This window comes from Bacillus sp. FSL M7-0558, assembly GCF_038003245.1.
Lineage (GTDB): Bacteria > Bacillota > Bacilli > Bacillales > Bacillaceae > Bacillus > Bacillus pumilus.
In genome coordinates, this window is record NZ_JBBOOU010000001.1 from 3,599,819 (window position 1) to 3,614,525 (window position 14,707).

13 protein-coding genes are annotated in these 14,707 nt (G+C 43.1%); 6 read left to right on the forward strand and 7 right to left on the reverse strand.

Going from position 1 to position 14,707, the window contains the following annotated elements; genetic code table 11:
* Nucleotides 1–63: 63 nt before the first annotated feature.
* From MHB79_RS18330 to MHB79_RS18350, 5 genes are all read left to right on the forward strand, one after another.
* Nucleotides 64–1,302 (forward strand): carbohydrate ABC transporter permease, encoded by a 1,239-nt coding sequence (locus MHB79_RS18330; RefSeq protein ID WP_080984766.1) that lies wholly within the window; start codon nucleotides 64–66, stop codon nucleotides 1,300–1,302.
* A gap of 1 nt (nucleotide 1,303) precedes the next feature.
* Nucleotides 1,304–2,146: a sugar ABC transporter permease gene (locus MHB79_RS18335; RefSeq protein WP_340990462.1), complete on the forward strand. Its 843-nt coding sequence runs from the start codon at nucleotides 1,304–1,306 to the stop codon at nucleotides 2,144–2,146.
* An 11-nt stretch (nucleotides 2,147–2,157) separates the two neighbouring features.
* Nucleotides 2,158–3,366 (forward strand): glycoside hydrolase family 53 protein, encoded by a 1,209-nt coding sequence (locus tag MHB79_RS18340; RefSeq protein ID WP_340990465.1) that lies wholly within the window; start codon nucleotides 2,158–2,160, stop codon nucleotides 3,364–3,366.
* A gap of 23 nt (nucleotides 3,367–3,389) precedes the next feature.
* Nucleotides 3,390–5,456 carry a beta-galactosidase gene (locus tag MHB79_RS18345; protein ID WP_340990467.1) on the forward strand — a complete coding sequence of 689 codons (2,067 nt, stop codon included), beginning with the start codon at nucleotides 3,390–3,392 and terminating at the stop codon, nucleotides 5,454–5,456.
* A 294-nt stretch (nucleotides 5,457–5,750) separates the two neighbouring features.
* Complete coding sequence (locus tag MHB79_RS18350; RefSeq protein ID WP_003214912.1) at nucleotides 5,751–7,079, forward strand: CitMHS family transporter; 1,329 nt, start codon at nucleotides 5,751–5,753, stop codon at nucleotides 7,077–7,079.
* A 45-nt stretch (nucleotides 7,080–7,124) separates the two neighbouring features.
* Here the strand turns inward: MHB79_RS18350 and MHB79_RS18355 are convergent, their stop codons facing one another.
* The 7 genes from MHB79_RS18355 to MHB79_RS18385 all read right to left on the reverse strand — a co-directional run bounded on the left by MHB79_RS18355 (nucleotide 7,125) and on the right by MHB79_RS18385 (nucleotide 13,891).
* Nucleotides 7,125–7,553, reverse strand: coding sequence for a DUF4064 domain-containing protein (locus tag MHB79_RS18355; RefSeq protein WP_003214965.1), 429 nt, complete (start codon nucleotides 7,551–7,553; stop codon nucleotides 7,125–7,127).
* Between the two features lie 28 nt (nucleotides 7,554–7,581).
* A complete protein-coding gene (locus MHB79_RS18360) occupies nucleotides 7,582–8,535 on the reverse strand; it encodes an ABC transporter permease (RefSeq protein ID WP_310026387.1) in 954 nt (317 codons plus the stop codon).
* Nucleotides 8,532–9,461 carry an ABC transporter ATP-binding protein gene (locus MHB79_RS18365; RefSeq protein ID WP_080984767.1) on the reverse strand — a complete coding sequence of 310 codons (930 nt, stop codon included), beginning with the start codon at nucleotides 9,459–9,461 and terminating at the stop codon, nucleotides 8,532–8,534. The genes MHB79_RS18360 and MHB79_RS18365 overlap by 4 nt, the downstream gene beginning before the upstream one ends.
* Nucleotides 9,462–9,787: 326 nt before the next feature.
* The gene (locus tag MHB79_RS18370) at nucleotides 9,788–10,126 is read right to left on the reverse strand and encodes a zinc ribbon domain-containing protein YjdM (protein ID WP_003215145.1); all 339 of its coding nucleotides are present in this window, start codon (nucleotides 10,124–10,126) and stop codon (nucleotides 9,788–9,790) included.
* A gap of 92 nt (nucleotides 10,127–10,218) precedes the next feature.
* Complete coding sequence (locus tag MHB79_RS18375; protein ID WP_335365489.1) at nucleotides 10,219–11,358, reverse strand: glycerate kinase; 1,140 nt, start codon at nucleotides 11,356–11,358, stop codon at nucleotides 10,219–10,221.
* Between the two features lie 31 nt (nucleotides 11,359–11,389).
* The gene (locus MHB79_RS18380) at nucleotides 11,390–12,661 is read right to left on the reverse strand and encodes a GntP family permease (protein WP_106032022.1); all 1,272 of its coding nucleotides are present in this window, start codon (nucleotides 12,659–12,661) and stop codon (nucleotides 11,390–11,392) included.
* A gap of 117 nt (nucleotides 12,662–12,778) precedes the next feature.
* A complete protein-coding gene (locus MHB79_RS18385) occupies nucleotides 12,779–13,891 on the reverse strand; it encodes a CdaR family transcriptional regulator (protein ID WP_335365490.1) in 1,113 nt (370 codons plus the stop codon).
* Between the two features lie 161 nt (nucleotides 13,892–14,052).
* Between MHB79_RS18385 and MHB79_RS18390 the strand changes: the two genes are divergently transcribed.
* Complete coding sequence (locus tag MHB79_RS18390) at nucleotides 14,053–14,703, forward strand: TetR/AcrR family transcriptional regulator (RefSeq protein WP_050944607.1); 651 nt, start codon at nucleotides 14,053–14,055, stop codon at nucleotides 14,701–14,703.
* Nucleotides 14,704–14,707: the final 4 nt, after the last annotated feature.

Below are 14,707 nucleotides of genomic sequence, written 5' to 3' on the forward strand. Positions count from 1 at the left end.
GGTAACCTTGAACTAGACCGCACACACATAGTGGAATCAAAGACACACCGGAGACGGGCGCTAATGTTCTCCTTTATACCCGGGATGGGGCAGATATACAACAAACAGTACGGCAAAGGGGCACTCTTTTTCCTGTTCGGCGCCGCTTTTTTGATTGTATTTTATGATTTATTCAATATTGGCTTCTGGGGACTGTTCACACTTGGGACAATGCTGCCTCGTGACAACTCTGTTTTTCTTTTAGCAAAGGGGATTATTGCGCTGTTAACAGCTGGTTTTGGTATCGGCTTTTATGTACTCATGATGCGTGATGCTTTTATGAATGGAAAGAAACGGGATCAAGGGGTACCACTTCATTCCATCCGTGCTCAATATCATCAGCTCATCGATCAAGGCTTTCCTTACTTAATGAGCACTCCTGCTTTCTTTTTACTTCTATTTTCTGTTGTCTTTCCTATTATGTTCAGCTTTGCGCTTGCCTTTACGAACTATGATTTATATCACTCGCCTCCTGCCAATCTGATCGACTGGGTAGGAATCAAGAACTTTCAAAATATCTTTTCCATTGATATTTGGAGAGACACCTTCATTGATGTACTTGGCTGGACCGTCGTATGGACTTTGGCCGCGTCGACCCTTCAATGTGCCCTCGGCATCTTTTTAGCGGTTCTGCTCAATCAGAAGGATTTAAAGGGAAAACGGTTTTTTAGAACCATTTTGATTCTCCCTTGGGCTGTTCCGGGCTTTGTGACCATTTTGGTGTTTGCTGGACTGTTCAATGATACATTTGGGGCCATTAACAATACACTTTTTGCATCGATAGGGATTGATCCAAAACCATGGCTAACAGATCCATTTTGGAGCAAAATTGCCCTCATTGCGATGCAGACTTGGCTTGGATTTCCTTTCGTTTTCATTATGACAACAGGCGTTTTGCAGGCGATTCCCGAGGATTTATATGAGGCTGCGACCATTGATGGAGCCAATTTTTTTCAGAAATTCCGGTCCATCACGTTACCGCTTGTTCTCTATTCCATTGCACCCATCCTCATCACACAATATACGTTTAATTTTAACAACTTTAATATCATCTACTTATTTAATGGCGGGGGACCGCCTGTTGCGGGGTCAACCGCTGGGGGAACGGACATCTTGGTGTCTTGGATTTATAAACTCACGATGCAGTCCTCTCAATATGCACTCGCTGCGGCTGTCACGATTTTACTTTCAATCTTTGTCATCGCCATTGCACTCTGGCAGTTTAAGAGAACGAATTCATTCAAAGAGGAGGACATGATGTGATATGGAATCAAAACAAAACAAGCTCATTCGCCTGAGCATTACTTATTTTATCCTTTTCATTGCCTCCATTTGTATTCTATATCCACTGCTTTGGACGATCGGTGCTTCCTTTAATCCTGGAAACAGCCTTATGAGCACAAGTATGTTTCCGAAGAATCCAACGTTCAGTCACTTTACCGAGCTCTTCTTTGGCCCGGGAGCACTTTATGCAAAATGGTATTGGAACTCCATGAAGATCAGTATTGCCACAATGTTGTTAACGCTGATTCTTGTGAGCTTTACAGGCTATGCCTTTTCTAGATTCCGTTTCAAAGGACGGAAAAATGGGCTGATGCTCTTTTTACTGCTGCAAATGATTCCTCAATTTTCAGCGCTGATTGCGATTTTCGTTTTGGCTCAAATGCTTGGGCTGATTAACAGCCATCTTGCACTGATTTTGATTTATGCAGGCGGACAAATTCCGATGAATACGTATTTAATGAAAGGCTATCTTGATGCGATTCCGAAGGATCTTGATGAATCAGCCAGAATGGACGGCGCAGGGCATTTTCGAATTTTCATCCAAATTATTATGCCGCTTGCTAAACCTATTTTGGCGGTTGTCGCCATCAACTCATTTACAGGACCACTGGGTGATTTCATCATCTCCAGTGTCATTGTCCGCTCACCCGAAATGTATACACTCCCGATCGGTCTGTACAATCTTGTGTCAGACAAAATGGGGGCCAGCTACACGACCTTTGCAGCCGGGGCTTTACTCATTGCGATTCCAGTCGCTTTATTGTTTCTTGTGTTACAAAAACAATTTGTGTCCGGCCTCACACAAGGCGGGACAAAAGGATAAGGGGAGATTTGATGAAGAAATGGATGCTCGTCACGGTTGTCGTTTTCTTTTTGATGGGATTAGGGATTTTACCTGAAGCAAAAGCGGATGCCATTTCCGTTCAGCCGATCAATGGACTGCAAGGTGATTTCATTAAAGGAGCCGATATCTCCATGCTTGCGGAAGTGGAGAGAAGCGGCGGCAGATACTTCGACCAAAATGGAAAACAGGTGGACCCGCTCAAGCTATTAAAGGAAAAAGGCGTCAACTATGTGCGTATTAGACTGTGGAACCACCCATACGACAATCAAGGCCGTGCCTATAACGGCGGGACAAACGATCTCAATACAGCGATCGCTTTATCGAAACGCGCAAAAGCACAAAATATGAAAGTGCTGCTTGATTTTCACTACAGTGATTTCTGGACTGATCCTGGTAAACAGTTCAAACCGAAAGCATGGGCATCTCTTTCACAAAACGATTTAGTAAAAGCGGTTGGCACTTACACAGGGGATGTACTCAAAGCGATGAGAGCCCAAAATGCGCTGCCGAACATGGTACAGGTCGGAAACGAATTGAACTCAGGCATGCTGTGGCCGAACGGCAAAAGCTGGGGTGAAGGCGGCGGTGAATTTGACCGGCTCGCCGCTTTGCTAAAGGCTGGCACAAATGCAGTCCGCTCTGTCGATTCAAATATCAACATCATGCTTCACCTTGCCCATGGTGGGGACAATGGCGCCTCCCGCTGGTGGTTTGATGAAATCAACAAACGAGGCGTCTCATTCGATACGATCGGTCTATCTTATTACCCGTATTGGGACGGCGGATTTAGCGGTCTTACTAACAATATGAATGATATTAGCGTCCGCTATAACAAAGACGTCATCGTGGTAGAAACCGCCTACGGTTTTACAACAGCAAATGGCGACAACCTAGAAAACTCATTTAACCAAGATTCAGTCAATACTGCCGGCTACCCAGCTTCACCTCAAGGCCAGGCATCTTTTATACGAGATCTATCAGAAAAAATTTCACAAGTGAAAAACAATCGCGGGAAAGGTTTCTTTTATTGGGAGCCGCTTTGGATCCCAGCGAAAGGCGCCCCGTGGTCAAGTCAATATGGGCTGGCTTATATCCAAACAACCGGTACGGTCGGAAATGCTTGGGAAAATCAAGCGATGTTTGATTTCAACGGAAAAGCACTGCCTTCTCTAGACGTATTTAAACAAATGACACCGTAATTAAAAGGATAGGACGTGACAAAATGGGAAAGCGTTACCCACTCGTTCACCCCAATGTGAAAGGCTTTTTGCATGGTGGCGATTATAATCCAGATCAATGGCTTCATATGCCGGAGATCATTGACGAAGATTTTCGATTAATGAAGCTTGCACATTGTCAAACATTCTCCATCAACATTTTCGCATGGAGTAAGCTAGAGCCAAAAGAAGGTCAATATGATTTTACATGGCTGGATGACATCATGGACCGCTTGGCAGCACAGGGGGCACACGCCATTCTTGCAACGCCAAGCGGGGCACGACCTGCATGGCTCTCGCAAGCATATCCAGAGGTATTGCGCGTCGAAGCGAACCGTCAGCGTAACTTACATGGACTTCGCCATAATCATTGCTTCACCTCAACGGTTTATCGAGAAAAAACGAATACACTCAATCGTTTGCTCGCTGAACGCTACAAGGATCACCCAGCACTGATCATGTGGCACATTTCGAATGAGTACGGTGGCGAATGTCATTGTGATCTCTGCCAGGAAGCATTTCGAGACTTTTTGAAAGACAAGTACAATCATGACCTTGAAGCTTTGAATCAAGCATGGTGGACAGGATTTTGGAGCCACACGTATAGTGATTGGTCACAAATCGAGTCACCTGCACCGCACGGGGAGCACATGATTCACGGGATGAACCTAGATTGGAAACGCTTTGTCACAGCGCAAACGATCAATTTTTATCAAAATGAAATTGAACCGCTGCGGGAATTGACACCCCATATTCCAGTGACCACCAACTTTATGGGCGACTACCCGCATATGCGCCCATTTCTTGGACTGGATTATCATCAATTTGCAAAAGAGGTCGACGTAATTTCATGGGATAGCTATCCAGCATGGCATAGCGGCAGGGAAACAACCGCTGAATTAGCGTCAAACGTTGCCTTCGTTCACGACTTATATCGTTCATTAAAGGACGGTCAGCCATTTCTCGTGATGGAAAGCACGCCTAGCCTCGTGAATTGGCATGATGTGAATAAAGTCAAACATCAAGGAATGGCTCATCTGTCTGCTATGCAGGCGATTGCCCACGGATCAGACTCAGTGCTTTATTTCCAGTGGAGACAGGGTCGAGGTGCCTCTGAGAAATTCCATGGCGCGGTAGTCGATCATTCCGGACATGAACATACGCGAGTGTTTCAAGAGGTCGCTGATCTAGGGAAACAGCTGGAGCAGCTGCAACCCATCGCGGGGACATCCGTTCAACCAGAAGTCGCCATCATATACGATTGGGAAAACCACTGGGCCATTGATGATGCACAAGGCTTAAATAATACAAACAAACGCTATGTAGAGGCTTGTCAAACTCACTATCGAAGCTTTTGGAAAAAAGGCATTCCTGTTGACATTGTCGGCATGGAAAAGGATTTCTCATCCTATCGTGTGCTCGTTGGTCCAATGCTCTACATGATCAAACCAGGCGTGGCAGAAAAGATCGAAGCATTTGTCAAAGAGGGCGGCATTTTTGTGGCAACGTACTGGAGCGGCATGGTCGATGAAAACGACCTCTGTTTCCTCGGCGGTTTCCCCGGTCCTCTCCGCCATGTACTTGGCATTTGGGCTGAGGAAATCAACACATTGATGCCAGATGAACATGTATTAATGACCACAGGAAATGGACGCACCTACCATGTCGGGCAATATTGCGAATCCATTCATCCTGAAACGGCCTCTGTGTTAGGACATTTTGAGAACGGCTGCTACGAAGGACAGCCAGCCCTGACTGTCCATCCTTTTGGAGATGGAAAAGCATACTATATGGCTTCCGAAAATGAGCAGATTTTTTATGATGAGTTTTACGAGGAACTCATCGCAGAAATGGAGATACAGCCCGTCCTATCAGCGGTGATTCCAGAGGGAGTCAGTGTACAAAAACGAACAGATGGCACTCAGGAATATGTGTTTATGATGAATTTTACAGAAGAGCAGCAGAACATATCACTAGATTCAGCGGAAAACTATGAAAATATGCTGGCTGCCGAGCAGGTGCCAGAGAAGCTTCAGCTTGACCCTTACGAGTACGTCATCTTGAAAAAATAATTTAAAAGAAGTGTTCATTCATTGGACGCTTCTTTTTTATTGATCCTAAATACCTGTATAATTATATTTATTAATAGAAATGTATTTGAAGCGTTATATTTTATCTAAATTTTTTGACATGTTTGATACCGCACCATGAATGGATTCACCATCCTTTTTTACCATTGTATAGGTATGAAAGCGGTTGCCTAATGCTCATATTTTTGATACCCTTTTTTTCAATGCAGCTGTGGAACTGCATTGTGATAAAAAGAGCAAACAAATGTAAACGGTTTATTGTAGGGGGAGGGTCTTATGTTAACGCTTGTTGGATTGTTGATTATTTTAACGATTGTTGTATTGCTGATTTGGGGGAAAGCAAGTCCAATTGTCGCCATGGTCATGGTGCCATTAATCGGGGCACTGATTGCGGGATTTGGGATAAATGACATTCAAACCTTTTTTGAAGAAGGAATTATCAAAGTATTGCCGGTGGCGACCATGTTTATCTTCGCCATTTTATTTTTCGGCATTTTACAAGATACAGGGTTCTTTGAACCTGTAATTAAAGCATTAATTAAGCTGACAAAAGGAAATGTTGTCACAGTTGCAATGGGAACTGCTTTAATTGGGATCATTGCTCACTTAGATGGAGCAGGGGCTACAACCTTTTTATTAACTGTACCTGCACTGCTGCCGCTTTATAAAAAATTACATATGAGTCCTTACTTGCTGCTGTTATTAATTGGGACGAGTGCTGGATTAACCAATATGATTCCTTGGGCTGGTCCGACTGGACGGGCAGCAAGCGTCTTGAATATGGATCCATCTGAACTCTGGGTGCCGCTTATTCCGATCCAGCTCATTGGGGTGGTGCTCGTGTTAGGAATGGCGTTCTTTTTAGGAAAGAGGGAAGAAAAACGAATTCGGGTGAAAATTGCTGCAAACGAAGTAGCTGCTGTTCAACTAGAAGGCGCCGATTGGGATCGTGCCATTCAGTCTATTAGCGAAACAGGTGACGCTTCTTTAAAGCGTTATCATCTCATCTGGGTGAACCTTATTCTATTTGTCTGTGTTGTGGTACTTCTCGTGTTAAACGTAATTCCTGCTAGTTATATGTTTATGATTGGCCTGTCACTAGCACTGTTGATTAACTTTCCGAATGTAAATTTACAGATGGAAAGAATCAAGGCGCACGCACCTAGTGCACTGATGATGGCGGCTGTTATTTTCTCCGCAGGTTCATTTTTAGGAATTCTTGAAGGTACAGGGATGCTGAAAGCCATTGCGGTCGACAGTATTCACATTTTACCAGCTTTCTTACTGCCATTTTTACATATTATTGTCGGGATGCTTGGGGTACCGCTCGATATGCTGACTAGTACAGACGCCTATTATTACGCCCTTCTGCCAATTGTTGAATCCATTACATCTGAGGTTGGCGTATCTGGTACTTCAGCGGCATATGCCATGATGATTGGGAATATTATCGGAACCTTTGTCAGTCCGCTTGCGCCTGCTGTTTGGCTCGCTGTAGGCCTGGCAGGGGTGGATATGGGGAAGCATATCCGCTACTCCTTCTTTTGGATGTGGGGATTCAGTATTATCCTTCTGTTCGTGGCGATGCTAATCGGTATCATTTAAAAAAAGAAAGACATGCGTACAACGACGCATGTCTTTTTCTTTGTATTATGAAGGATATTCACTTGTGTGAATGTCTGTATTCGGCTTTCTAATAAGAGACATTAATCCAATGATAAACAATAGAACCATTGGAGCGAATGCAAGACCGATTGTTCCAATTAAAAGAGTCACAGCAGACACCAAGAAAAGAACACCTGAAATCACGGCACGGCGGTCTGTTTTCAAGAGAATAACACCGACAATCGATAGCACTGCTGCAATTCCAGAAACGACCATAAACTGCGTACCAAATGCATTAACTGAAGCTTGAAGCGTTTCAATCGGTAATGTTTCGCCTTCCTCTTGTAGCACTTCATTAATTTCATTATAAAATGATGGACCTACCGAGAGGATTAATGCTCCAAATCCAACACCAATGGCATTGAGGACAATACTAATAATCCCCATAATTTTTTCACCTTTACGACTAATCATGTGTAAACCTCCTAAAAATTTTTAAAATTTAACTGCCTGTTTTCACTTCTCGTTTTTGGAAGACAATTAAGGCAATGGCTAAGAAAATAGCCCAATAGATGACTAGGACGATTAATGAGAATCCTAGAGACATACCTTCGATAAGAGTAACCTGTTCCATAAAGTATTGGGATGGATCGTTTGCAAATAACAAATATTTTGACCAATCAAAGAAGAGCATTAAAATACCTGTAACTGATCCACCCACAATATAAGCTAACACACTAATGGCAATGGAGATAGCTTCGCTTCTAAATACTGTAGAAATGGCGAACGAAAGGGTTCCCAAAACGACAAACATTGCACAATGAGCAAGATAATAATAGATCATATTTGCAAACTGCGAACGTTCAATCACTTCACCATTGTGATACACCAAATTCACATAATCAGTGCTAAGTCCAAAGAAAATAGCACCCAATATGAAGGACAAGATAAATAGCACCACAACAAGTAAAAGAGCATACAGCTGTACTGTAATATATTTAGATATTAGGATCTTTAGCCTTGATGGTGGACGAATCAATAATAATTTGATTGTACCATGCTTGTATTCAGCCGACACAATAGTGGAAGCAATAATGATCACAAACACACCTACTAGCTGAAGTAAATTGGCGTTTGTTTTCACATAATCCCATACACTGTGGCTAAACTGATCAGCTGGCGGCAAGTTATGCTTGATTCGATAATCATTAATAGCGATCTCTTTTTCAAGGCTTCTTTTAAAGAAACCATTCTCTGTCTCTTTGAGCTCTTTCTTGTTCTCCGTATTCATCATTTCTAGCTGGGTTTTCCAATCACCTGAAGCTTGATCTTTGTCATTTGTTTTCACTACAAAGATCAGCGTGGCGATCATACCTAAAACAAGAAGTCCAACCATAATCCAAGTTCCAACACGATAACTGATCTTCATCCACTCGTTTTGAATGAGGCGTATCATACGTCTGCCTCCTTTTTACCTGTTAAGCTTAAGAACTTATCTTCTAAGGTTTGTTTTTCTATTTTGATTTCGTACAAATGAATGGACGCGCCGCTCAAATGACGAATCAATTCCGGCATTTTCTCTTCTGGCAAGGAGAAGAATAAATACTGCTCCTCTTCTCTTACAGTCGTGCCTTCCTCAAATGCGCCGATGAGCTTCTGCGCTTCTGCCAGCTCACCAGATGCGACCTTCATTCGGTAATTGACCAAATCGTCTTGATTCGTCTCTGCACGCTGATCCTCAATCGCAATCAGCTTTCCTTTTTGGATAATCGCAAAACGATCACACATCAGTTCCATTTCTGACATGAGGTGACTTGAAACAATGACAGCTAGCCCTTCTTCCTTTGCAAGCCTTCTCAAGTAATCTCGTATCATGCGAATTCCCTCTGGATCAAGTCCATTGGTCGGCTCATCTAATATCAGTAGTTTCGGTCTATGTATAAGTGCTTGCGCAATGCCTAAACGCTGCTTCATGCCTAATGAAAACGTTCGGACACGCTTATGTTTCACGTGCTGTAAGCTGACCAGCTCTAGCAGCTCATCAATTCGCCCTTCATCCACTTTCCCATTCATTCTGGCAAAGTGAACAAGATTTTGTCTTGCCGTTAAATGATTATACATTTCTGGGTTTTCAATAATGGCACCAACATCTTGGATGGCATGCTGATATGAGGATTGAATACTATGGCCATTAATCAGAATGTCACCAGATGTAATTGGAGAAAGACCGACCATCATACGAATGGTTGTTGTTTTCCCTGCGCCGTTTGGTCCTAAGAAGCCAAAGACTTCGCCCGCTTGGACAGAAAAGCTCAAGTCTTGAACGATCTTTTTCCCGTGAATATGCCTAGATACATTATGCAGTTCTAAAACGTTCGTCACGTTACCTCTCCTTCTTTGTCTAAGTATCATCTATCATCTTATTCCCTGATAAACACCATGATCCGTTAAAAATAGAAGAACACTTCCATATGGTACAGCAATGCCCAAAAGTTGTGAAGGGGATTAGGGAAAATTTAGAGAATCCTCTGCCTTTTTTAAGGTAGGGTTAAGAAAACAACAATCTTTTATGTGAAAAGAGGCTTGATTTTTTTAAAATGAACCTTTTTCAACAGGTATATATGTATGGAATTTTTTTTAAGATTATTCCTTTCACCTATAAATAAAGAAATGAAAAAGAGGCCTCTACTGACAGCCTCCTTTCGTTATTATACCTTTTTCACAAACTCTGATTTTAACTTCATTGCCCCAAAGCTAGGAATTTTACAATCAATGTTATGATCGCCTTCCACTAAACGAATGCCTTTGACCTTCGTTCCTATTTTTAAAACGGAAGAAGAGCCTTTTACTTTTAAATCTTTAATGACAGTGACCGTATCCCCATCACTTAATAGATTTCCATTCGCATCTTTGACCACAAGCTGCTCCTCTGCCGCTTGTTCTTGTTCAAGTGACCATTCATGCGCACATTCAGGACAAACCAGCAGACTGCCATCCTCATAAGTATACGTTGAACTGCATGAAGGACAATTTGGTAGATTAGACATTTGTGTTTCCTCCAACTTTCTATAGCATTTCATACAATTTTACCACATTTCTATAGAAATAATGTGATAGAAAAGGAAACATTTTTCATCGTTTACTTATTTCTTCCAATTGATATAGCAGCCGCAATATTTCGAGCGGTTCTTTCTACATGAATAGCCCCATCTCTCATTGCCTCAGAAAGAGAAGTTACACCTGGAACGATACTAAAAAGTGCATCAATGCCATGCTCATGTACGACAGCACTGTCTTTTGAGAGGGAGCCCGCGATACCAATCACAGGCAGGTGATACTGCTTTGCTGCTTTGGCTACACCGATTGGGGTTTTTCCATAAATGGTCTGCTGGTCAATTCGTCCTTCCCCAGTAATGACTAGGTCTGCCTCCTTGATGACATCATCAAACTGAACAGCCTTCAGCACAATGTCAATTCCTCTTTGCAAATCGGCGTGTAAAAAGCCTAATAAACTCGCACCAAGTCCTCCTGCCGCTCCTGCCCCCGCTGCATCTTCAAAGGATACAGTAAACTGCTTTTCTGCTATGTGAGCAAAATGAGCTAAATTCTTGTCTAACACTTGAACCATTTCTTCATCTGCACCTTTTTGAGGACCAAATACGACAGACGCTCCTCTCTTACCTGTTAAAGGATTATCCACATCACAGGCTGCCTCCAGCCGAACGGATTGCAGTCTTGGGTCAAGTCCAGATAGATCAATAGAAGCTAGTTGATGAAGGGCTCCACCGCCTGGCGATAGCTCCTGTCCTGCTTGATCAAGAAAAGCCGCACCTAATCCTTGCATCATCCCAACGCCGCCATCATTTGTTGCACTTCCGCCAAGCCCAATGATGACATGCTTTGCTCCTTGATCTAGTGCCGCAAGCATTAATTCCCCAGTTCCTTTCGATGTCGTAAGTAACGGATTGCGTTTTTCTTGCGGAACAAGGTGTAACCCAGAGGCTGCGGCCATCTCTATAACGGCCGTCTCACCGTCTCCTAACATGCCAAAAAAGGCATCGACAGGGTCACCAAGCGGGCCTGTGACTACTTGATTGATCATGTACCCGCCGGTCGCATCAACTAGTGATTGAACAGTTCCCTCTCCTCCATCTGCCATGGGAAGTTTAATATATTCAGCGTCTGGCAAAATCGCATGAAATCCTCGTTCGATGGCACATGCTACCTCATATGCAGATAAACTTTCTTTAAATGAATCTGGTGCAATCACAATTTTCATCCTAAAGCCCCTCGTTTCTTATCAAATGTCATCAGCCAAACAACTGAAAAACGCCGAAAATAATGGTCGATACGACAGTTAATGTCAAACCAATTAACGATTCAAAAGGCATGAGTTTCAACCGCTCTTTGATGTCCATTTGAACACTTCCTGCTGTTGCATGAAAAAAGCTCCCATGCGGCATATGATCAAGCACAGTTGCACCAGCATGAATCATGGCTGCTCCTGAAAGAGCCGATACACCAAGCCCAATGAGTGTACCGCTAAATACGCCACTCGCTACCGCCGTTCCTGCTGTTGTCGAAGCAGTGGCGGCTGACATAAATATCCCTGAAGCTGGTGCAAGTAAATACGGTGGTAATCCCGAAGCATCGAGTGCTTGAATAAACACATCTTTTAAGGAAGAATTTGATACAATTCCTGCTAGTGTGCCTGTCCCTAATAACATAATCGCTACACCCGACATTTTATGAAGCCCTGACATCGCATAATCATTGAGAAACTTCCCTTTTTTCATGAAAAGAGCGCCTATAATGCCTCCGATCGGTAAGGCGATCATTGGGTCTATATTGATTTGAAAAAGCGGTCTTAAAGCCAACAATAAAATGGTGACAAGCGGACCCGCAAGTGCTTGAAAAAAAGCTGGCACTTCAACTTTGCTTAACGCGGTTTCCTCTTCAAGAACAGGTGTCCCTTTTTTTGCAAGCTTTTTAGCTAACACATATGTAACAGCCAATCCAAACACAGCCGGAATGACACCCGCAGCCATCATTGAAGTAAGCGGTACACCAAAAGCATCAGAAGCGGCAATGGCATTTGGATTCGGTGACATGATATTCCCTGCCTTCCCGCCTCCAATCATGGCGAGTAAAATCCCCGTTTTTGACAGCTTTGCCCGTTTCGCAATGGCAAGTGCGATAGGCGCTACCGTGATAACAGCTACATCTACAAAAACACCCACTGTTGTTAAAATCATGGTTGCCAGTGCAAGTGCTAATAACGCCCTCGCCTCTCCAAGCTTCTTCACGATCGCCTCGGCGATAGATAAAGCTGCACCCGACTCAATTAAAACGCCAGCCAGTACACCTGCCGCCATAATTCTGAGGACAGCTGGAATCATATCCTTAGCGCCTTCCATCATGACGTTGACGGTCTGAACAATATCTACACCGCCTACCAAGCCGCCTATGAAAGCACCTGCCAGCATGCCATATGCAGGTGATACTTTTTTTAGAATAAGAACAATCGCAACCACAAGTGCCGTCATGGCTCCTAGTGTACTTACTGTCACATCTCCACTCATTTTCGATCCCCCCAAAATGTCTTTCTTTAATTGTAAGCGTTTACTAACTGGGATCGGGTTGTGAATCTAGATGAACTTTTTTCATTTATTCCTTTATTCAATTGTGCATATGCACAATTAAGATAGTTGACTCATCAACTGCGCCATATAAAGCTCCATCAACTGTTTCACATGACGGGGATCTTTTCCGGTCAAAGCTTGTATTTTATCTAAACGATATCGCAATGTATTCCTGTGAATAAATAAACGATCAACAATTCTTTGTAAATCACCGCCTTCTTCAATGTAAATTCTTAATGTGTGGGCAAGCTCCGCTTCTTGTATTATTGGCTTGTAAAAGTCAACCCAACTACTGTTTTCTTCAACAGCTCCTGCAGTAATCAATAGCCTTTCCAGCTGATAAGATTCAAAAAAATAAATACTTTCCTTCGGATCAAGAGCCTTCCCCAACCTCAAGGAATCTCTTGCGTGCTCAAAGGACAATGACAGCTGGCTTATGTCGGCGGCGACAGTCCCTATCCCCACCAGCACCTGGCCTCCTACTGCTTTTTCCATTGTTCTTTGCAGCTGCCCAACCACATGCTTTAAAAAATGATCAGAAATCGGCTGCCTTAAAAGAACCAATTCATGACGAAAGGTCATGCCAAGCAAATCATCCACATTCTTATCGTATTGAATCGCATGAATCATTTTATGCACAGCGTCTTCTGAGGATGGAACTGGCTGAAAAATGATGGCCATTCGGCGTTTATCTAAATCCATTCCCAGCCATGCAGCTCGGTTCTTTAGCTGATGATCACCAACGTCCGAATCAGAAATTAACTGATTGACAATTTCACTCTCTATTCGCTGCCGCCACTGAACTCGTTCAAGCAGAAAAGACTGCTCTAACACCAGCTCAGCCGCCATTTTCACCAGCTCGGCATGATGCCGAATGTCCTCTGGCTCACCAGTAATGCCAATCACACCAACTACTTGTTCACGGAAGCAAATAGGCAAATTGATTCCTGGTCTCACTCCTTCTAAGTGTAAGGACGCCTCGTGGTCAATTTCCACACTGTCCCCGCTTGTCAGAACAAGTCGTGCACCATCATGTTTCTGACCAATCCTGTTTCGTTCACCAGAACCAATGATGACACCATCCGCATTCATCACATTGATGTTTTTATCTAAAATACGCATCGTACGTTCAACCATTTCTTGTGCCAATTCAGTGGTTAAAAATTGCATGAGGCATCTCTCCTGAAGGTATTTTCATTCAATGTATCATAGTGTCATTGCACAATAAATGCAAAGTGTTTAAAAATGAGGCATTGACAAATATACATTGAAAAGTGTTTAATCAAATCAAGAGACCGACCGACAGTCTAGTCAAAAGAAAGGATGGCTTTATGAGAACAGTTAAACATCCTGAAGAACGTAAAAATGACATCTTAAACGCAGCCGAAGAGCTTTTTTCTACCAAAGGCTATCAGCAAACAACGATTATCGACATTCTGAAAGCTGTTGGCATTGCAAAAGGCACTTTTTATTATTACTTTTCATCCAAAGAAGAAGTGATGGATGCCATTATTGACAGGATTATCAAAGCAGATATCATCGTGGCGAAGCGTATTGCGGCTGAGCCAGACCTTCCAGTCGTCGACAAACTATTTCGCATTATCATGGCGCAATCGCCTCAGCAAGGAAGCAATAAACAGGGCATGATTGAACAATTCCATCAGCCTTCTAATGCTGAGATGCACCAAAAAAGCTTAATCAAAGCGATTAAAGAACTATCACCCGTTTTAGCTGATGTCATTCAGCAAGGGGTGGAAGAAGGGACATTCAAAACAAAGTACCCGCAAGAAACGGTGGAATTCCTTCTTGCTTCTGCACAGGTCATATTTGATGAGGGCCTTTTTCAATGGACAGCCGAAGAGAGTATGCAGCGCGCGCTAGCTTTTATCGATATCCTCGAATCCTCATTACATGCAGAAAAGGGGAGCTTCTCCTTTCTTCTGAAACGTTTATCTGGAGAACTTGATGAACATAATCAGTGATTGG

Coding starts and splice junctions, on each gene's coding strand:
- MHB79_RS18330 (WP_080984766.1), top strand. CDS start 64: ATGTTCTCCTTTATACCCGGGATGGGGCAGATATACAACAAACAGTAC.
- MHB79_RS18335 (WP_340990462.1), top strand. CDS start 1,304: ATGGAATCAAAACAAAACAAGCTCATTCGCCTGAGCATTACTTATTTT.
- MHB79_RS18340 (WP_340990465.1), top strand. CDS start 2,158: ATGAAGAAATGGATGCTCGTCACGGTTGTCGTTTTCTTTTTGATGGGA.
- MHB79_RS18345 (WP_340990467.1), top strand. CDS start 3,390: ATGGGAAAGCGTTACCCACTCGTTCACCCCAATGTGAAAGGCTTTTTG.
- MHB79_RS18350 (WP_003214912.1), top strand. CDS start 5,751: ATGTTAACGCTTGTTGGATTGTTGATTATTTTAACGATTGTTGTATTG.
- MHB79_RS18355 (WP_003214965.1), bottom strand. CDS start 7,553: ATGATTAGTCGTAAAGGTGAAAAAATTATGGGGATTATTAGTATTGTC.
- MHB79_RS18360 (WP_310026387.1), bottom strand. CDS start 8,535: ATGATACGCCTCATTCAAAACGAGTGGATGAAGATCAGTTATCGTGTT.
- MHB79_RS18370 (WP_003215145.1), bottom strand. CDS start 10,126: ATGTCTAATCTACCAAATTGTCCTTCATGCAGTTCAACGTATACTTAT.
- MHB79_RS18375 (WP_335365489.1), bottom strand. CDS start 11,358: ATGAAAATTGTGATTGCACCAGATTCATTTAAAGAAAGTTTATCTGCA.
- MHB79_RS18380 (WP_106032022.1), bottom strand. CDS start 12,661: ATGAGTGGAGATGTGACAGTAAGTACACTAGGAGCCATGACGGCACTT.
- MHB79_RS18385 (WP_335365490.1), bottom strand. CDS start 13,891: ATGCAATTTTTAACCACTGAATTGGCACAAGAAATGGTTGAACGTACG.
- MHB79_RS18390 (WP_050944607.1), top strand. CDS start 14,053: ATGAGAACAGTTAAACATCCTGAAGAACGTAAAAATGACATCTTAAAC.